Genomic DNA, 18,702 nt, shown 5'->3' on the forward strand with positions numbered 1-18,702 from the left:
TTAGATTGAAGTAGTTGAAGGGGAAAAAGTCTACCTCTTATTATTACCACAATTCCTCTGAAAAATAAAGAACATATGTTCTATTTGCATGGAGATATATAGAAATAGCTGCCCTCCATCTTGAATTTTCCCCATGCCTTCGGCAAGAGACCTATACTATAATATAGTGGATAAAGACTATCTTCTCACACACAGGAAAGGTGCTAACGTCGCCTATGAATAAGCTTGCTATTTGGTCGTGGCTGTCACGTCTGTTCCATTCCTTCTCACTTAAACAACGCATATGGTTTACGTTTGTCATATTAATTACCGTAGGTCTGGTGGCAACAGGGAGCATCGCCTACCTCATCGCGTCCAAGGAAATTCAGCGGAATGCCATGCAATCGAGTCAGGATACCGTGAATCAATCTGCGCAAATCGTCAATGAAAGACTGAAAAATATCGGTACCGCTGTGCGAGCGCTCATGTTCAGTGATGCGTTCAAGCAGCTGATGAAGGATGTCCAGAACAAGGATAGCTCGAGCTACTATAAATCATTAACGGCTTTGCAGTACGTTTTCTCACAAGTGAAATTCAACGATACCATGATTGAGAGTATACTGATTGCCACGCCGATCGGGGATTTCTATCCGACCTCAAGCGTGCGGAATAACGCCAATTCCTTTTATCAATCGGATATGTTTAAGCAGTTTCAGCTCTTGAAGCGAGGGTTCTGGAGCAAGGGGCATGTGGATCCTTTTTTTACGGGGAATCAGCGGGTCATCTCACTAGTTGCCGAAGGTGTGAGCGAAGATTCGTACATGCGTAATGAGCCGACGAATGTGTATGTGGTCATCAATGTGAAGGAAGACGATCTTCGTGATCTTTTTATGGAAAACTTAACGGATTCCAACAAGCACTATTATTTCGTTGATTCGCAAGGTGAAGATATTAATTATGCGGATCGTACGCAAGATAGAGCGTTCATGCAGCGTCCCGATTTTGTGAAACAATTAACTGACGATAGCAAGGGTTCCTTTTTCTATAGCGATTCCGATCGAAAAGACTATCTCGTGAACTATGCTCGTCTGGACGTCAAGGATGACTGGATGATTGTCGGCGTTCAAGCCAAGGATAAACTATTAGCCAAATTGAATGGCATTAAGCAAGCCACGACGTATGTGACGATCGGCTTTATCGTCGTTTCCCTTTTTATTACGAACAATTTAACGCTCTTACTGCTTAAGCCCTTGTTCCGTTTGCAGAAACTGATGAAGCGCGTGGAAGAGAATGATCTGGATGTGCGCTTCGAAAGCGTGTATCAGGATGAAGTGTCACAGGTTGGTTTCCGCTTTAATCGCATGCTAGATGAGATCAAACAGCTTATTGCCGATGTGAAGAATCGGGAACGCGATAAACGAAAAGCGGAGATCAAGGCGTTATCTGCGCAAATGGATCCTCATTTTTTCTACAACACGCTGAATACGATTTACTGTAAATCAGTGCTGGGTGAGAACGATGATGTGAATGAAATGATTTTGGCCTTATCGAATATGTTTCAATTGAGTTTAAGTGGAGGCAGGGATTTGATCACGCTCGCGGATGAGGTGGATCATGTTCGGCAATATTTGGCCATTCAGCAAAAGTCTTATGAGAATTTATTCGTCTTTCAGATGGATGTCGAGCCTGAGCTGCAAGCTTGTCTTGTGCCTAAAATCATGATTCAACCTCTTATTGAAAATAGTATTTTGCATGGCTTCAAGGATATGAAGACCGGTGGCGAAATCCAGCTCACAGCCCGATCGGATGGGGATTGGCTGCATATTACAGTGGAAGATAATGGTCAAGGGCTCGTTCCGGAGCGGCTGCGCCAAAGTATGCTGCATCCTACAACTTCGAAGCATGGCTACGCACTTCGCAATATTTACACGCGACTTCAACTGTACTATGGGACTGAGCAACGTATGGAGATTACGACGAACGCATGGAACGGAGCCCGCATCGATTTGTGGTTACCACGATATGAAAAAGAGGAGGATTTCCATGGATCAACGAGTTAAGCTATGCGTCGTGGACGACATTCGAAGTGTTGTGGATATGATTACGAAGAAGATTCCATGGGCCGATCACGGGATTGAAATCGTAGGCAGCGCGACAGATGGCGAGGAAGGCTTTGCGGTGATTCGCGAAACGAAGCCAGATCTGATTCTAACCGACATTCGTATGCCTAAAATGGACGGCTTGGAAATGACTCGTAATATTATGGAGATTTTGCCGACGAGTAAGGTAATCATTTTAAGTGCCTATACAGACTTTGATTATGCCCAAAAAGCGATCCAATATGGAGCATTGGACTATGTAAAGAAGCCTTTTTCCATTGATCAAATTGTAAAAGCAGTCGTCAAGGCAAAGGAAGTCTGGGAACAAGAGAACCTGAGCCGCAAGCAGCTGATCGGTCTTCAGCAGAAGATTAGGGAAAGCATGCCAGCGCTCCGGCAGGAATACTTATCCCTCCTCGTTAATCATCAAACCAACGAATCTGAATTAGCGCGCCTATCGGACTTTCTGGATATCAATGAGCTGAAGCCGCCTTTTGCGGTGATGACGATTCAAATTGATCAATTTAGTGATAAATATGGCGAAGTGCCTGTGAAAGAGCTAGAGCTTGTTCGTTTTTCGTTGCAAAATATCGTCGAAGAGACGATAGCGTTTAACACGACAGCCGTCGTGTTTCGCGAGGGGCTCAATCGCTACATCTGTATTCTCACTGTTGCGAATCAGGAGCTGCCGATGGCGATTGCCGACCAATGCTGCGCGAACATTGCGCGCCATACCAAATTTACGATATCCATTGGCATCGGCCAATGTGTAAAAACCGTGCAAGAACTGCCGAAGAGCTATCAGCAGTCGCTTAGCGCGTTGTCGTATCATTTTTATACAGGTGGGAATGGTGCTTTTAGCTTTCAAACAGAGGGTGCAGCACTTCCCGTGGAGTGGATTTATACCGAGGATAGTGAGAATGAGTTTTTATTCGCTTTCCGCTCGGGCAATCGAGACGCCTGTGTGGAGTGGGCAGTGACCATTTTTACCGAGATGGGAAAAGTAGCCGTTCTCCCGGAACCAGGTGTCGTAGACCGATTGCTGCAAGGTCTTGCCCTGCGCATGCTGCGCGTGCTGCTGGAGAAATTCCCTCGTCCCAGCCTCGCAGAGTTCGAAGCCAAGACGCTTGAAATCCGAGACAGCGGGGCTGCCATTCTGGAGTATCGCGCTTGGTTTATTGAGCTGTGTGAAATAGGCTGCCGTCTGATTCATCAGGAACGAGCTAGCGAGTCACAGAAGATCATTCACCGTTCAGCGGATTATATCAAAGCGAATTTGGATCTGGATTTGACGCTGGAACACTGTGCGAAGCAGGTGAACTTGAGCTGGGGCTACTACTCGAACCTATTCAAAAAGGTGACAGGGTCGACCTTCCAGCAATTCGTGACGCAGGCGAAAATGGAGCGGGCAAAGTCGATGCTGATTGAGGATTACCAAGTGCAGGAAATTGCACAGCAGCTAGGCTACGAGCATCGGCGTTATTTCAGTGAGGTATTCAAAAAGCAGACAGGGCTCACACCTACCGAATTTAAAGAAATGTCTCTGGGCAAGCCCTCCAAGCCGTGAGGGCTTGCCTGTTTCTTAGGCAGGCGGATGGGTAACAAATATAGAAATATCTGCCCTCGTTCAAGAGTTGACCTCATTATCAGGGCATCGAAATTCTTTTACTATTAGAAGTGTAAACAACAGATTTAAGGGAGGCTTACACATGATGAGAAAATTAGGGACGGTCACATTATCAATCGCACTCGCGGGTAGCTTGGTAGCTTGCAGCTCCACCAAAACCGATACAGGGGCAAACCCAGCGGCGTCCGCGAAAGCATCTGATCAACCAGCAAGCGCGGCTCCTGCCAAGGCAAAAACGAAGCTCGCTTATTGGACAAATGATCGTCACGATATGGACTATATTAAGAGTGTTGTGCAGAAATTCAATGAAACGAATGGCGAAAATATTGAAGTCGAAATTGTCGTCAAAACCGAGGATTTCAATCAAGCGATCGATCTGGCTTTCGCATCGGGACAAGCGCCGGATATCATCCGCGTAAAGGAAAACACCATCCAGCCTTTTGTAGCTAAAGGATACCTCAAACCGATCGATTCCTATGTGAATGATACGCTGAAGAAGAAATTCCCGATTATTGATGATTTCAACCGCATCGGCGGTAAACTGTACAGTCTTCCGAACTACGGCTCGACGCTGCGTCTCGTTTATAACAAAGATCTTTTCGCTAAAGCGGGAATTGCTGCACCTCCGAAAACATTGAAAGAAATGGTCGAAGATGCGAAGAAAATTACTGCGGTTGGTAAGGCGAGTGGCTCCTATGGCTTTGCTCTGAACTTCAAGAGCCCAGACAGTGCGCTTGGTCGTTCGGCAAGGGTAATCGCGGAAGCTAACGGTGTTGGTGGTTTTGGGTTTGATTTCAAAACAGCGAAGTACGATTTCACAGGGTTTAAAGATATCATTCAATCCTTCAAGCAAATGGTCGATGATGGCAGCACTTTGCCAGGGATGGAGTCGCTAGATATTGATCCGCTTCGCGCCCAATTCGCAGAAGGCAAAATCGGGATGTACATCTCCTATTCCTCAGAGCCAGGGGTATACGCAAATCAGTTCCCAGCTAAGATTGAATGGGCAGCAGCGCCTGTTCCAACCACTGACGGTACGATTAAAGGGGCAACTTCCTTCGTAGGCGGTCAATGGTTAGCGATTAGCAACACAACTAAAAATGCGGATCAAGCTTGGAAATTTATGCAGTTCATGTATGCCGACGATGTGTTGAAAACGTATCATGAGAAAGGCTTCGGCTTGTCGATGGTGCCAGCGATTTCGTCCGTAGCGAAGAAGCCTGAGATTAAAGGCATTGATGGCTTCTTGCCAAGCGGAAATGACGGCACATGGCCACTACAGCCAACCGTTACGGTTGAAGGTATGAAATACAATGATGCCTTCTTTAAATATATGATCAGTGGCGGCAACTTGGATCAAATTATCCAAGAATTGAACAAACGCTATAACGATGCGTTGGATAAAGCTGTTGCGAAAGGCGATGTCAAAGTAGCGCCAAATGCAAGCTTTGATCCAATGAAACTGATGATGAAATAAGAGCAATTGAAGAGATCGGAAGCGAGAGTGGAGCTGAAACTCCACTCTCGCGCTCTTCATAGAGATAAATAATTATGGGGTAACATTGGAGGGAATGGGATGAACAGAACACGCCAGATCGGGTTTTCCTATCTATTTTTATTTCCAAGCTTTCTGCTGACCATGGTGCTGGGCGTCTATCCAATTGCTTGGGCGATTCGCTACATGTTCTATGAGTACAAGGGCTTCGGGGCACCGACTTTTATTGGGATTGATAATTTCAGACGACTTTTCCGGGATACGCAGTATTGGGATTCAGTCATCAACACATTCGTTTATGCAGGTGGCAAGCTAATCATAACACTTCCGTTATGCTTACTTCTTGCCGTGATCTTAAATTCAAAGCTGCGTGGACGTAACTTGTTAAGAGCCATCTATTTTATGCCAACGATTATTAGCTCGGCTGTTATGGCTGTTGTATTTTTTGTCATTTTCAACTCGTACAACGGCATTCTTAATCAATATTTATTAAAGTTTCATATCATTTCTGAAAGAATCGATTGGCTTGGACCCAAGCATGCGATGCTGACAACGATTATCATTGCAGTCTGGGGAGCGGTAGGGAACTACATGCTGTTATTCCTAGCTGGTCTTCAAAATATCCCGAATGATGTGTACGAAAGCTCCTCCTTGGATGGTGCGAATAAATGGCAGCAGTTCTGGTATTTAACGATTCCGATGTTAGGTCCGGTGCTTCAAATCGTGATCATGCTCGCGATTATCAATTCCCTCAAAGGGTATGAGAGCATCATGGTTCTTACAGAAGGTGGACCGGTAGGGAAGACGGAAGTCATGTATCTCTATGTGTATAAGCTCTTTTTCCCAACGCCATCGCACGCATTAACTGAGCAACAATTCGGCTACGGCAGTGCGGTAGGCTTCATGACCGCTGTTATTGTCGGCATCATCACGCTTGTCTATCATGGGATGTCGAAGCGCCTAAACAAACTTCAATAGGAAGGAGACTTGGGAATCATGGAAGTGACAAAATCGATACCAGCTGTTCATATAAAGAAAAAAACACAGTCATTTTCAGTGGGGAGATGGGGTGGAAGAGCGCTTCTCTGGTTGTTTTTACTGATTACCGCTTTGCTCATCGTTTTTCCAGTCGTTGTGACTTTTTTAGGCTCCTTTATGTCTAATATGGAGATTACCAAGGGGGGCAAAATATTCCCTTCATCCTGGCATTTTGAAAATTATAAGGAAGCCTGGGTACAGGCCAACTTCGCGAGATTCACTTGGAATAGCTTATTCCTGAGTGGAGCGACGACGATCGGCGTTCTGACCATAGCCTCCATGGCCGCATATGTCGTTGATCGCCTCAAATTCCCGGGAAAAGCGATCTATGTGGCCATTCAAGCGTCCACAATGTTCATCTCCATTGGCGCTGTCGTGATCAGACCGCAGTTCGAGCTGATGGTCAAGCTGCACCTGAACACGAGCTTATGGGGCGTAGTCCTCATTCTCGTCAGTGGTCACGCGTATATTTTCTTTATTTTACTTAGCTTTTTAAAAGGTATTTCCCGGGAATTAGATGAGGCAGCGCGGATCGACGGCTGTGGAAGCGGCGGCATTTTCTGGCGAATTATTTTGCCGCTTATGCGCCCAGGACTTGGGGTAGGTGCATTGTTCACCTTTTGCGGGGCGTGGAATGAATACTTGCGACCATTAGTGTTTACGATGACGAATCCGAATTTGCAAACGTTGACTGTTGGCCTATCTTACTTGCGTTACGGGGCTTCCGCAGCGGTACAAACGCATTATATGATGGCTGGAGCTTGTTTATCGATACTGCCATTGCTGTTAGTATATATGGTAGCGAATCGTTCGTTCATGCAGATGACGGCAGGTTCATTGAAAGGCTAGGAGGATACCAACTATGGACATCAAGCGTTTAGAGAGACTGCGGCAGAATGCAAGTGATGCGGAATTTCAAGCAGCGATGGAGCTGCTAAGACAGGATGCGGACAAAGCGGCGAAGATCACCTTCGCCATCCGCCCCAACGAGCAAGGCGAATGGACGCACAATTATCATTGTGAAGAAGATGGGACTCGGCTCACATTCCAGTGGCACGAGCCCTTTCTTCATCGTTGTTCAACCTGTGGCAAGCAGCGGAACAATCCACTGCTAAATGGCTGCTGGACGTCTTTAGCGCATGGACAGCTAGGACAAGCCGTGTATCACGTAGCTTTACTTTATGCCCTGGAGCCAGATGAGACGCGACTGCAATTCGTCAAAACGTATCTCATGGCGTATGCCGATCACTATGAAACGTATGCGATTCACGGAGACATACCTTATAACGGGCCTGGCAAATTGTTTGCCCAAACGCTGGATGAAGCGCACTGGATCACCGATTTGGCGCTTGGTTTTGATATGATTCAGGAGTATCTGACCCCTGATGAGCTCGCTCATATTCGAGCAGGGCTGCTTGAGCCCTGTGCCCGGTTTCTTATCGCGCATAAAGAACAGCAAATCCATAATCACTCCGTTTTGATTACATCAGCGATTGCCGCGCTTGGGCTTTTGCTAAACGATAAAGAAGTATTACATGCTGGCTTAGAAGGCGAATATGGCTTGCATGACCAACTGGACCGAGGCATGATCGAGGATGGTTTTTGGTACGAGGGGAATGTACAGTATCATTTTTATGCATTCAAATCCCTGCTGCACTATGCCTTAATTGCGGAAGGGACCCCTTGGGATGTATGGAAAAAGAAAGCGCTGAAAGCGATGTTCGATTTTCCATTGCATCTGATCTTGCCAAGCGGCGTGATGCCAACGATGAATGATGCTGGGCTGGGTCATCATATCGGCACGTATGCGCCCTATTACGAAATTGCCTACGACATTTATGGCGATGGCAAGTATCGCTCGCTTTTAAATACGGCATATGGCACGGAGTATGCAGACCCACGTGTGCAAGTCGCGAGCCAGACAAAGCGAAATTCGATCTATGCCATGATGTTCGGCCAAAGCTTGGACGGAGAGGCAGTTGAGTCTGATGCGATTGGAGCCGAGGTGCAGCGATCACGCTCCTTGCCTGCTAGCGGGCTAACGAAGCTGGTGAACCAAGCGGGCTGGCACGTGATCGTGAAACATAGCCGTTTCGGCGGCGAACACGATCACATGGATCGACTCGGGCTGTCCGTGATGCACAGCCATGTGCCGCTGCTCATTGATCCCGGCACGACGGCGTACGGTGTCCCTGTCCATTACGGTTGGTTTAAACATACTTATTCGCATAACACGGTGAGTATCGATGGAGCCGACCAGCCGCCACGTGATGGCAAGCTGCTTCAAATGCACGAAGAGTCGTGGGGTGTATGGTTAGAGACAGCTGTGGATTGGTTAGCTGAGGATTACGTGATGAAAGATCGAATCATCTTGCCTGCTGAACTTAATCCTTGGGATAGCGATGCCTATCAAGGGGCTCAAATTCGAAGAGTGAATCTCCTTGGCGCGGATCATCTCCTCGATATTGTGCAAGTGACCGTCGCCGTGCCGCGCGTGGTGCATTGGACGAATCATTTTAGCGGGAAGTTGATAGATGGCGATGTTGCGTGGACAAAAACGGAAGATCAGTTGAGCCGCTTGGATCAGCAATGGTTTAAGGAAAAGAGGAAGCTGGAGCAGGATCTTTCGGCTTTTCATTATCAAATGCGTGAAGGTAGATTGGAGCAGCATGTTTGGTGCTCGCAGCCAACGACAACTTACACCGCGTTGACCCCAGATAATCCGCCAAGCGGGCAGCGAACATCGCATATGACAACGGCTATGGTGGAAAAGCGTGTGTTATTTGTACAAGCCCTACACTATGATGCCAACGAGGAGGATCAGCTTCGGGGCAGACTGCAAGTGGCGGAATTGTCTGGCGATATGCTTCAAATATCGTGGAATCATGCGGAAGTTAAGGCCACTTATCAAATAGAGCTATTAGACAGAAAAGTGTATATTGAGAAGCAGGTCTGATGTCATTATGATACCCATGTGAAGCCATTCGAAATAAAGGGTGTGTAAGAGCATGAGTAACAAATTATCATTCCTCAGTTTTTGGTCCATCAACGATGAATTGAATCTGGAACTGCTGCAAGAGCAGCTTGATGAACTTCGTTTAGCTGGACTGGAAGGTGTTGTTTTTCATCCTCGGTTTTATCCTAACAAGCCTGCTTATATGAGCAAAGGGTATCTAGACATTCTGTCAGACTTGATTGTATATGCCAAATCGACGGGGATGATCTTCTGGATTTACGATGAAAATGGGTGGCCTTCTGGCACAGCAGGTGGCGAAGTGATCAAGCGATTACCTGAATCCACTTGTAAGCATGTCAATTGGATTTCAGATGAGCATGGTGGCAGGCTCGTTTTCGGAGAAACGACAGCCGTCTCCTCCCTAGATCCGGAGGGTGTACATACGTTTATTACGTTCACGCATGAGGGTTATCGCCAAGGCTTGCGCCCTGAAGCGTTTGATTATGTGACTGGCTTTTTCTCCGATGAAGTCGCTTTCTTGGATGGACACGGGATTACGGTCAAAACAGGTGCAATTCCTTGGGATGATCGATTCCCACAGCTCTATCAGGAGAAGTATGGGGAAGCATTACTGTCCCAATTACCACTGCTATTCACAACAGGCGAGGGTTACCAGAGCTTCCGCGTCCGTTACTGGGAAATGTTGACTGATGCAATTATTTCAAGCTTCTATAAACCCGTTGCTGATTGGTGCGCTAAGCATGGCAAAAAATTCACTGCCCATGTGAAAGCAGAGGAAAGTCCGTTTTTCCAATTGTCCTATAGCGGATCAGCGTTTCAAGTGCTGCAACGAGTAGAAACGCCCGCGATTGACGCTTTGGAACGATATCCAGGCAATAACTTTTACCCGCGAATTGCTCACTCCGTAGCTATGCAGCAAGGGCGAGATGGTGTGCTTGTTGAAGCTATGGGAGGAAGCGGCTGGGGGGTCTCACCGGAGTCTTTTACCAATTACGTGATGTGGCTGGCAAGTCATGGCGTGGAACATTTTGTGCTTCATTTGAATCAGCTCAAGCTGACCACCCAAGCGGTCCAAGATTGGCCGCCTTCCATGCCAAGCCATCTAACTTGGAAGGACGCATTTCCTGCGCTATTGGCTTCCCTTCAGAAGCAAGCTGCTCAGCTGCCGGATTTAAGGGCGAAGCCGGACGTGCTTATCGTCACGCCAACCCGAGGCATTATGGCGACATTCGATTCTCTGGATGCGATGCAAATGAACGAGCATGATGGATCGAACATTCCTGCTAGCCCAGCAGGTATCCTTAATGCTAAGCTGCTTGCACTTGTCGAGGCATGTTACGAGGCAGGACTGCATTACGAATTGACCGAGGAGCGGGTCATAGAGGAGTTGGGTATCATTATGGACGGCGAGCTGCGGATCGGCATGCGTGATTACTCGCATGTCCTTATGGCAGAAGGCTGTCGTTGGAACGACCCAACACTAGTTGAGCGACTACTCGCTGCTGGGGTTACGCTTTGTGATTCGAAGGACTGGCAGCGGGTGCTGTCGGTGAAGGCTTCATCCGTAAAGCCGGCTAAGGAATTGTCTTCTTTAAATCAGACTTCGTGGAAGACTGTGGTGCCGCAATCGAACCAGATTTATGTGGAGCTGGAACCTCAGGAGAATGGGAAGTTAACCGCTGAGATCAACGTAGATCAGGCAGATTCGTTGGGCGAGATGACGCTCTTTTTGCATGATGAAGTGAGTGCTGTATGGGTGAATGGTGAGAAAGTAGAAGTGACCCCAACGGCGCATGGATTCGAGACGATTGTTCCAGCATCGCTTGCTGTGAACCTAACGATGCTGCGTATTGAGGTAATGCCGTTACCAGTGGGAGAAGCTTGTCCGATTGCCTTCCTGCGGGGGGCATTCATCGTCAAGAGTAAAACGCTGCTTATTGAGAAGGACGAGCATCAGTGGATGCTTAAAGGTCCATTCGAGTTAGCGCCAATGCCTACCGAAGTCGATAGTGCAAATTTGATTTCAGCAGGATTTCCGTTTGCAGGAACACCAATCGCAGTAAGGAAAACGATTCACCTCAACGATACGAAGCAGGCAGCCGTTGAATTTACGGATCTACAGGCAGATGTCGCCCTGGTGAAACTAGATGGGGATGAGCTCGGGTGGTGCTGGGGACCGAACTGGTTGGTGCAAATTCCGCAAGGAGTAAAGGCAGGCTCGTATGAGCTAGAGGTGCTGTTATATCCGAGTACATTCAATGTATACGGACCTCATCATCATGTGGACGGAGACCGCTATTTAACGAGTCCAGACCAGTATAAAGGTGTCAAAAATTTTGCGGACCGTCCAGATGCCCCTGAACAAACGAAGGTGGAAGGTTTCCATTTCGTCAAATGGGGGATTGCTGGTGATGTGCGAATAATCAAAAGGTAATGGGCACGCACTTGCGCCTCAATCCGAGCGATGGGAATTGGTATCGGATGGCGTTCGCTGAGGTTGAAGTATACTAATTTGTTGGAGACACCTGCGTTAGCCTTGTGGCTGACGTGGGTGTTTTTTGTAACAATGGTCAAAAGGTACACCCCACTAATTGGGCAACACAATGCTCAAAAAGGTGTATTCCTCTGTGCTCACAACTGTTCCAAAAATTATTTTATATAGTCAATTTAAAGACTTGTCTTTTATAATTTCGCTTCATACAATAGGAGAAGATAGTAAGTAAGACCTTAGGATTGGAGCGCTGTGTGATGCGTTTTAAAGATGTGTTTTCCATCATCGGTCCCTCGATGATCGGTCCCTCCTCCTCGCATACTGCGGGTGCGATTCGGTTAGGTCGCGTAGCAAGGCAGCTCCTTGGCGAGCTTCCGCTTAAAGCGGAAATCACGCTATACGGATCATTCGCCGACACGTATCGAGGGCATGGCACGGATCTCGCGCTGATCGGCGGGATTTTGGATTTTGAAACGGATGATCCACGTATACCTCAAGCGGCCGAAGTAGCAGAAGCTTTAGGCGTAGCCATAGCTTTTCATATTAGTAAAGATAAAGCCGATCATCCGAATACGGTGGGAATTGTACTTACCTCAGAATCGCGGAAAGTCAGCATGAGAGGGGCTTCGATCGGCGGCGGCAATGTAGAGATTATTAATGTTGATCAATTTGACGTGAAATTCACAGCGAATTATCCCACATTGGTCATTTCACATCATGATCGTCCAGGAATGATCGCGGATATCACCACGTTGTTAGGCAGCAATCTGATTAATATTGGATTTATGGATTTAGACCGTAAAGGGCGCCATCGAGAGGCGATGACAGTTATTGAGACGGATGCGTCGATCCCAGTTACCTTAGTAGAACAACTTCTACGGCTAAATATGATCACCGATGTTAGAAAAGTTGATCTAGCCGAAGGAGGCGACGCATGAGATTTCGGACTTTAAAGCAATTAGCGGACATTTGTGCGGCAGAAGGTATGACGATTGCGGAAGTGATGTTGGCAGATCAAAGTCACGAGTCAGGCAAACCGCCTGAGTATGTGTTTGACAAAATGCGTGCGTATTACCAGATCATGAAAGAAGCTGTGACCAAAGGGCTGACAGAGGATACGACCTCTCGAAGCGGGTTAACGGGGAAAGACGCGCAGCGTGTCGCCTCCTATCTCACCACAACAGAGGCTTCGCTTGGAGAGGAAGCTTGCAAGGCGATGGCGTATGCGCTTGCGGTCTCGGAAGTCAACGCATCGATGGGCCGTATCATTGCCACCCCGACAGCTGGTTCATGCGGCATTATTCCAGGTGTATTCATCAGTTCACAGCAACGTTTTGGCTGGGAAGATGATCATTTGGTTAGAGGGTTGCTCTGTGCAGGTGCGATTGGGTATGTGATTGCCAACAATTCTTTCGTTTCTGGCGCCGAAGGAGGCTGCCAGGCGGAAGTCGGTTCAGCCATTGGGATGGCTGCAGGCGCGCTCGTTGAGCTGCGCGGCGGTACACCTGAGCAAGCGATGCATGCGGTAGGGCTTGCGCTCAAGAATACACTCGGACTGATCTGCGATCCTGTCGGCGGACTAGTGGAAATCCCTTGCATCGTCCGCAACGGTTTCGGCGCGGTAAATGCGATGGCTGCAGCGGATATGGCGTTGGCTGGTGTTAGATCAGTTATTCCTTCGGATGAGGTCGTCCAAGTCATGTACGAGGTGGGCACGGCGATGCCGGAGAAGCATCGTGAAACCGCCAAAGGCGGTTTAGCCCAGACACCAACGGGACGGAAGATTATGAAGGAACTCAATCTAAATCGAAAACAATAGCAGGCGTACAAATACCCGCCCCCTCATGGCATTCCGTACCATGAGGGGGCGGGTATTATTTACTAAGAGGCATTAGGCTGCTTTTTACGTGTAACGCTTTGTCGACCATCAATGCTAACGGGGATATCCCCATCTACCGTAACTCGGCGAACAATCCGATGTTGATCGCCATAATCATTAATCGCATAATGCTGCGTTGCCCGATTATCCCAAATGACGACATCGCCAGCTGACCAGCGCCAACGAACGGTATTTTCCAGCTTGGTGATATGGGATTGAAGCAGCGCCAGCAATTGCGCAGAATCAGCAGAGGAAAGGCCGATAATTTTTTTGGCAAAATGCCCAAGCACCAAGGAGCGCTCACCTGTTTCTGGATGCACACGAACGAGAGGATGTTCTGTTTCATACACGGTTGAAGCAAATACTTCCCGATGATGTTGCTTCGCCGAGTCGGATACTTGCGGAAGATGTGCGGCATAGTCGTAATCATTACTATGCACTGCCCAGAGCCGATCAACCAGATTGCGTAGCTCCTCAGGTAAGTGCTCGTACGCCGCAGCCGTATTCGCCCAGACCGTATCTCCGCCAGAGAGTGGCACTACGACGGCACGGAGGACGGATGCTTGTGGATAAGCATCTACGAAGGTTACGTCTGTGTGCCAGGAATCCGCTCTTCCCCCATGATTGGAGTCCAACTCTAGCACATAGTCAGTTCCCTGTTTAATGGGAACCGTAGGATGAGCGACAGGGGCACCTAACAAGCGGGCGAATGCTTCTTGTCCAGCGTCATCCAGCTGGTGCTGTCCACGAAAGAAAAGCACTTTATGCTGCAATAAGGCTTGTCGAATCGCTGATACCGACTGGGTATCCAGATCAGCTTGAAGGCTTACTCCTTTAATTTCTGCGCCAATTCTTCCCGCAATCGGTAATACCTCAATGTTCCCAGCTGTTTGATTAACTTGCTCATGTGTACTCATCGTCATAACCTCCACAAATTATAGTTTTATGCGCCTTCTACGGCAACAGTCGCATACTGGTTAAGGGGTCTTGCGAGTCCCAAATGCCCCCGCAGTGTGGATCCGGTATACTCCGTGCGGAACAAACCTCTGCGTTGCAGTTCCGGAATCACGAACTCAGCGAATTCTTCAATACCTGCAGGTAAATACGGGGGCATCACATTAAAGCCGTCACTGCCTCCATGTAAGAACCATTCTTCGAGTTGATCGGCAATTTGGATTGGGGTGCCGGCGAATGTACGATGTCCACGACCGCCAGCGAGGCGGTGAAGCAGCGCGCGGATCGTTAAATTCTCGCGCTGTGCGAGGTCAACGACAAGTTGAAAGCGGCTTTTATTGCCGTTGATATCGGACAAGCTAGGAAGCTCTGGTAAAAGACCATCCAAGGGGTAGGAGTGCAAATCGACGCCCAGCATATTGGATAGCTGATTGAGCCCATATTCAGGAACGGTTAATTCGTTTAATTGTTGCTCTTTCTCTTTGGCCTCAGATTCGGTTCTACCGATGATGGGGCAGATGCCAGGCAATATTTTTAACTGCTCAGGAGAGCGGCCATACTTCACTAATCTAGCTTTCACATCGGAGTAAAATTGCTGGGCTTCGACTAGAGTTTGCTGTGCCGTAAAAATCGCTTCCGCATACTGGGCAGCGAATTCTTTGCCATCCTCGGAAGAACCAGCTTGAACGAGCACAGGATACCCCTGTGGAGATCGAGGAATATTCAAGGGACCGCGCACTTTGAATGTGTCGCCGACATGATTGATCTCTCGGACTTTATTTCGATCTGCGAAGGTGCCAGACTCACGGTCAATGATGATCGCTTCATCTTCCCAGCTATCCCACAAGCTGGTTGTGACATCTAAGAATTCTTTTGCCCGTTCATAGCGCTTGCTGTGCTCTAAATGGGTATCTTTACTGAAATTGCTGGCTTCAAAGGAACTGCCAGACGTAACGATATTCCAACCAGCGCGACCTTTGCTGATATGGTCCAGCGAAGCGAATTTACGCGCAACATGAAACGGTTCGTTGTACGTCGTTGAGACAGTGCCAATCAGTCCAATATGCTCCGTAACAGCAGCTAATGCCGACAGTAAAGTAAAAGGCTCGAGGCCAACGAACGCGCCATGCTTAATATTATGACTTACGGCCAGCCCATCTGCGAGAAAGAGAGAGTCGAACTTCGCCTTCTCCGCAATTTGAGCGATCCGTTGAAAATACCGTATATCGGTGATGTTCTCAGGCTCCGTATCCTGATGCCTCCAGGAAGCTTCGTGATGTCCAGTGTTCATGAGAAAAACATTTAAATGCAGTTGTCTTTTGGATTGACTCATCGTCATTTACGCCACCTTTTTCGTTTATTCGCTGTATGTTTGCTTCCAGCCGGTTAATCTTTTTTCAAGCGTAACAAGTAAAAAATTAATAATGACACCAATCACGGAAATCGAAATAATGCCGGCGTACATGTTCGTAATCTGGAAGCTGAATTGCGTGTATTGAATTAAGTAACCGAGGCCTGATTTGGCTCCAACCATTTCAGCGGCGACAAGTACGAGAATTGAGCTTGCACCTGCCTGCCGAATGCCTACAAAAATCGTGGGAGTTGCAGCAGGGATGATAACCTTGCGAAAGAGTTGGATGGAAGACAGACCCATGGAACGAGCTGATTTAATTAAAAGGGGGTCTACATTTTTCACACCACTAATGGTGTTCAGTAGAAGCGGAAAAGCGCAAGCATAGAGCACGATGGCAACTTTGGAGGTTTCACCTAGCCCTAATAAGAGGATGAATACGGGTAGAATGGCCAGCGCTGCTGTATTTCGAAGCAACTCAAGCAAAGGATTGAGATACTCGGATACGGGCTTCCACCAGCCAATCGCAAGTCCCAGCGGAATACTCAGCACAATGGCTAATAAGAATCCGCCGAGCGAGCGAGACAGGCTTGCAGTCGTGTGCTCAGCTAGATCGCCAGAGAGCAGCAATTGCCACCAGGCTGCAGCGATTTCGGTGATCGGAGGGAAGAAAGTGGCATCGACGAGTCCGAGGCGCGGGGCAAATTCCCATAAGAGCAGCAAAGCGAGAATAACAATGGTGTTTTTAAAAGCTTTTCGCAGCTTTGTTACGATCCAACCGATGGCATCAAAACTTTCCTTTCTACCTAAGACCAAGGCTTTACCTGCATTCACACTAGCCATTGATAACGCCCCCTTTAATCACTGATTTACTAGGCTCAAAGCTATCCAAAGTCTTACTTTTCTCTTGTTCTTGCGCTCTGCTTACTTCATCTTTGAGTAAATCCCATACTTCATGCCGCAGCTTGACGAAATCGGGGTTAGATCTCAAATCTTCTTCACTTCTCCTCGATTCAAAAGGAATATCAAGCACCGTCTTAATTCGACCGGGACGCGAGGTCATGACAGCCACTCTTTGCCCCAAATAAACGGCTTCTTCGATACCGTGGGTGATAAAAATAATCGTTTTCTTCGTGGCTTCCCAAATGCGCAATAATTCGCTTTGTAGTGTTTCTCGAGTTTGTGCATCTAGCGCTGCAAAAGGCTCATCCATCAGCAGCACTTCAGGGTCATAAGCTAAACTTCTAGCGATTGCAACGCGCTGCTTCATGCCGCCGGAAATTTCGTGGGGGTATCTATTTTCGAATCCAGATAGGCCCACTAACTGAATAAACTCTAAGGCAATTTTGCGTCGTTCCTTACGAGGGACGCCCTTGGCTTCTAAGCCAAATTCCACATTGGCAAGCGTTGTTTTCCAAGGGAATAAGGCATACTGCTGAAAGACAATCCCCCGATCAAGATTAGGCCCAGTGATGGGTTTCCCATCTAGTAGAATTTGTCCGCTGCTAGGCTTCGTTAACCCTGCAAGGAGGTCCAATAATGTGGATTTACCGCAGCCGCTGGGGCCAACAATGACCATGAATTCTCCTTGCTTGACGTCCAAATTAATATCCTGTAAGGCGGAGATGGGCTGTGCATCTTCTTTCAGATGCCCCAAGTTTCGCTGAATACGAAATGATTTCTGCACATGCTGAATGCTAATTTTAGCTGTCATGGTTTTGCCTCCTTCACGTTTTCTTCCGATGGTATTTACTTTTTCTCATTGACAAAAGGATTAAATTCATTCGTATATAAGCCTTTGACTTTCAGTTGTCCCTCTTTGATCACACCTTCGTTGACAAGCCATTGGATCCAGGTGTCGAATTCTTTGTCAGAAATGAGTCCCCCTTTTCCTGCGATGCCTGTACTTTTCCAGAACTTAACGGTAGAGGCGTCTTCTTTGCGATCGCGTGCGTTAATGATCTTCTCATAACGTGCCACAACTTCGCTCGGAGGTGTTGTGCGAGCCCATTCAATGGCTTTGGCTGTCGCTTCAACAAACTTACGAGAGGCATTGGGATTGTTCTTGATGAATTTGTCTGTCAGCACATAGCTGCCGGCACTAAAAGTGCCAAACAAATCTTTATCTTTGAATAATGGACGAATGCCTCCGCGCTCTTCAGCTTTATCTCGAAGTACCCCGCCGAGTGCAGCTACATCGATCTGCGCAGCGCGCAGCGTCTGTTCGGTCGTAACAGGAGGCACGACAACGAGTGTGACTTGTTTGATTTCATCTACCGTAAGGCCGGCTCTATGCAAATATTCCTTAATGACGAATTCATGATGTGCGCCTAAGGTATTCACGGCAATTTTTTTGCCGATGAGATCTCTTGCATTCTTAATGGAACTGCCCTCCAGCACGTAATATCCCGTCCACGTAGCATCATCGACACCATAGTAAGAAATAACCGGCTTAATCGGTGCCTTCGCAGCGATCAGTTTCACGATGGCACCATTGAAGGCACCGCCAAAGTCCGTATCACCGGTTACGACCGATTGAATATCTTGTGGGCCGCTGATGGTATTGCCGATAAATTTCAGTTTCAAGGGTGCGAGGTAGCCTAAATCTTCAGCTAATTCGGGATACGTAACAGATCCAACGCCTCCTTGATAGCGGAGCTCAGTTACTTCTGGCGATTGGCCTTTGGCTGAAACGGTTTGATCTTTGTTACCACAAGCGGATACGACTAGGGATGAGGCAAGGACGAGAGACAGTGCAGTCACATAACTTCTTTTCAATGGTATGGTCAACATATTCCAATTCCCCCTTACG

14 protein-coding genes are annotated in these 18,702 nt (G+C 47.7%); 9 read left to right on the forward strand and 5 right to left on the reverse strand.

Annotated elements, in window-relative coordinates; genetic code table 11:
- Positions 1-215 precede the first annotated feature (215 nt).
- The 9 genes from AC58QM_RS02230 (at position 216) to sdaAA (ending at position 13,525) form a co-directional block, all read left to right on the forward strand.
- A complete protein-coding gene (locus tag AC58QM_RS02230) occupies positions 216-2,039 on the forward strand; it encodes a cache domain-containing sensor histidine kinase (RefSeq protein WP_497280991.1) in 1,824 nt (607 codons plus the stop codon).
- Positions 2,023-3,645 carry a response regulator gene (locus AC58QM_RS02235; RefSeq protein ID WP_497280993.1) on the forward strand — a complete coding sequence of 541 codons (1,623 nt, stop codon included), beginning with the start codon at positions 2,023-2,025 and terminating at the stop codon, positions 3,643-3,645. The genes AC58QM_RS02230 and AC58QM_RS02235 overlap by 17 nt, the downstream gene beginning before the upstream one ends.
- A 142-nt stretch (positions 3,646-3,787) precedes the next feature.
- Positions 3,788-5,182: an ABC transporter substrate-binding protein gene (locus AC58QM_RS02240; protein WP_497280995.1), complete on the forward strand. Its 1,395-nt coding sequence runs from the start codon at positions 3,788-3,790 to the stop codon at positions 5,180-5,182.
- Between the two features lie 99 nt (positions 5,183-5,281).
- Positions 5,282-6,178, forward strand: a complete 897-nt coding sequence (locus AC58QM_RS02245; RefSeq protein WP_497280997.1) for a carbohydrate ABC transporter permease — start codon at positions 5,282-5,284, stop codon at positions 6,176-6,178.
- Positions 6,179-6,196: 18 nt separating this feature from the next.
- Positions 6,197-7,087: a carbohydrate ABC transporter permease gene (locus AC58QM_RS02250; protein WP_497280998.1), complete on the forward strand. Its 891-nt coding sequence runs from the start codon at positions 6,197-6,199 to the stop codon at positions 7,085-7,087.
- Between the two features lie 13 nt (positions 7,088-7,100).
- Positions 7,101-9,194 (forward strand): heparinase II/III domain-containing protein, encoded by a 2,094-nt coding sequence (locus AC58QM_RS02255; RefSeq protein WP_497281000.1) that lies wholly within the window; start codon positions 7,101-7,103, stop codon positions 9,192-9,194.
- Between the two features lie 52 nt (positions 9,195-9,246).
- Entirely contained in the window at positions 9,247-11,649 is a 2,403-nt protein-coding gene (locus AC58QM_RS02260) for a hypothetical protein (RefSeq protein ID WP_497281001.1), read from the forward strand.
- A 314-nt stretch (positions 11,650-11,963) separates the two neighbouring features.
- Entirely contained in the window at positions 11,964-12,644 is a 681-nt protein-coding gene (gene sdaAB, locus AC58QM_RS02265; protein WP_497281003.1) for an L-serine ammonia-lyase, iron-sulfur-dependent subunit beta, read from the forward strand.
- The gene (sdaAA, locus tag AC58QM_RS02270) at positions 12,641-13,525 is read left to right on the forward strand and encodes an L-serine ammonia-lyase, iron-sulfur-dependent, subunit alpha (RefSeq protein ID WP_497281005.1); all 885 of its coding nucleotides are present in this window, start codon (positions 12,641-12,643) and stop codon (positions 13,523-13,525) included. Before sdaAB ends, sdaAA begins: the two co-directional genes overlap by 4 nt.
- A 62-nt stretch (positions 13,526-13,587) precedes the next feature.
- Here sdaAA and AC58QM_RS02275 read toward each other — a convergent pair whose 3' ends face one another.
- The 5 genes from AC58QM_RS02275 to AC58QM_RS02295 are packed head-to-tail and all read right to left on the reverse strand — an operon-like array spanning position 13,588 to position 18,683.
- Entirely contained in the window at positions 13,588-14,502 is a 915-nt protein-coding gene (locus tag AC58QM_RS02275; RefSeq protein ID WP_497281007.1) for a TauD/TfdA dioxygenase family protein, read from the reverse strand.
- 26 nt (positions 14,503-14,528) lie between these two features.
- Positions 14,529-15,872 carry an LLM class flavin-dependent oxidoreductase gene (locus tag AC58QM_RS02280; protein ID WP_497281008.1) on the reverse strand — a complete coding sequence of 448 codons (1,344 nt, stop codon included), beginning with the start codon at positions 15,870-15,872 and terminating at the stop codon, positions 14,529-14,531.
- Positions 15,873-15,896: 24 nt separating this feature from the next.
- Positions 15,897-16,733 carry an ABC transporter permease gene (locus AC58QM_RS02285; RefSeq protein ID WP_497281009.1) on the reverse strand — a complete coding sequence of 279 codons (837 nt, stop codon included), beginning with the start codon at positions 16,731-16,733 and terminating at the stop codon, positions 15,897-15,899.
- Positions 16,726-17,604 (reverse strand): ABC transporter ATP-binding protein, encoded by an 879-nt coding sequence (locus AC58QM_RS02290; protein WP_497281011.1) that lies wholly within the window; start codon positions 17,602-17,604, stop codon positions 16,726-16,728. The genes AC58QM_RS02285 and AC58QM_RS02290 overlap by 8 nt, the downstream gene beginning before the upstream one ends.
- Positions 17,605-17,639: 35 nt before the next feature.
- Entirely contained in the window at positions 17,640-18,683 is a 1,044-nt protein-coding gene (locus AC58QM_RS02295) for an ABC transporter substrate-binding protein (RefSeq protein WP_497281013.1), read from the reverse strand.
- Positions 18,684-18,702: the final 19 nt, after the last annotated feature.

This window comes from Paenibacillus sp. J22P165, from assembly GCF_059692015.1.

What these genes read in the sequence shown, in the direction of transcription:
- AC58QM_RS02230 (WP_497280991.1), top strand. Translation starts at nt 216, where the DNA reads ATGAATAAGCTTGCTATTTGGTCGTGGCTGTCACGTCTGTTCCATTCC.
- AC58QM_RS02235 (WP_497280993.1), top strand. Translation starts at nt 2,023, where the DNA reads ATGGATCAACGAGTTAAGCTATGCGTCGTGGACGACATTCGAAGTGTT.
- AC58QM_RS02240 (WP_497280995.1), top strand. Translation starts at nt 3,788, where the DNA reads ATGATGAGAAAATTAGGGACGGTCACATTATCAATCGCACTCGCGGGT.
- AC58QM_RS02245 (WP_497280997.1), top strand. Translation starts at nt 5,282, where the DNA reads ATGAACAGAACACGCCAGATCGGGTTTTCCTATCTATTTTTATTTCCA.
- AC58QM_RS02250 (WP_497280998.1), top strand. Translation starts at nt 6,197, where the DNA reads ATGGAAGTGACAAAATCGATACCAGCTGTTCATATAAAGAAAAAAACA.
- AC58QM_RS02255 (WP_497281000.1), top strand. Translation starts at nt 7,101, where the DNA reads ATGGACATCAAGCGTTTAGAGAGACTGCGGCAGAATGCAAGTGATGCG.
- AC58QM_RS02260 (WP_497281001.1), top strand. Translation starts at nt 9,247, where the DNA reads ATGAGTAACAAATTATCATTCCTCAGTTTTTGGTCCATCAACGATGAA.
- sdaAB (WP_497281003.1), top strand. Translation starts at nt 11,964, where the DNA reads ATGCGTTTTAAAGATGTGTTTTCCATCATCGGTCCCTCGATGATCGGT.
- sdaAA (WP_497281005.1), top strand. Translation starts at nt 12,641, where the DNA reads ATGAGATTTCGGACTTTAAAGCAATTAGCGGACATTTGTGCGGCAGAA.
- AC58QM_RS02275 (WP_497281007.1), bottom strand. Translation starts at nt 14,502, where the DNA reads ATGAGTACACATGAGCAAGTTAATCAAACAGCTGGGAACATTGAGGTA.
- AC58QM_RS02280 (WP_497281008.1), bottom strand. Translation starts at nt 15,872, where the DNA reads ATGAGTCAATCCAAAAGACAACTGCATTTAAATGTTTTTCTCATGAAC.
- AC58QM_RS02285 (WP_497281009.1), bottom strand. Translation starts at nt 16,733, where the DNA reads ATGGCTAGTGTGAATGCAGGTAAAGCCTTGGTCTTAGGTAGAAAGGAA.
- AC58QM_RS02290 (WP_497281011.1), bottom strand. Translation starts at nt 17,604, where the DNA reads ATGACAGCTAAAATTAGCATTCAGCATGTGCAGAAATCATTTCGTATT.
- AC58QM_RS02295 (WP_497281013.1), bottom strand. Translation starts at nt 18,683, where the DNA reads ATGTTGACCATACCATTGAAAAGAAGTTATGTGACTGCACTGTCTCTC.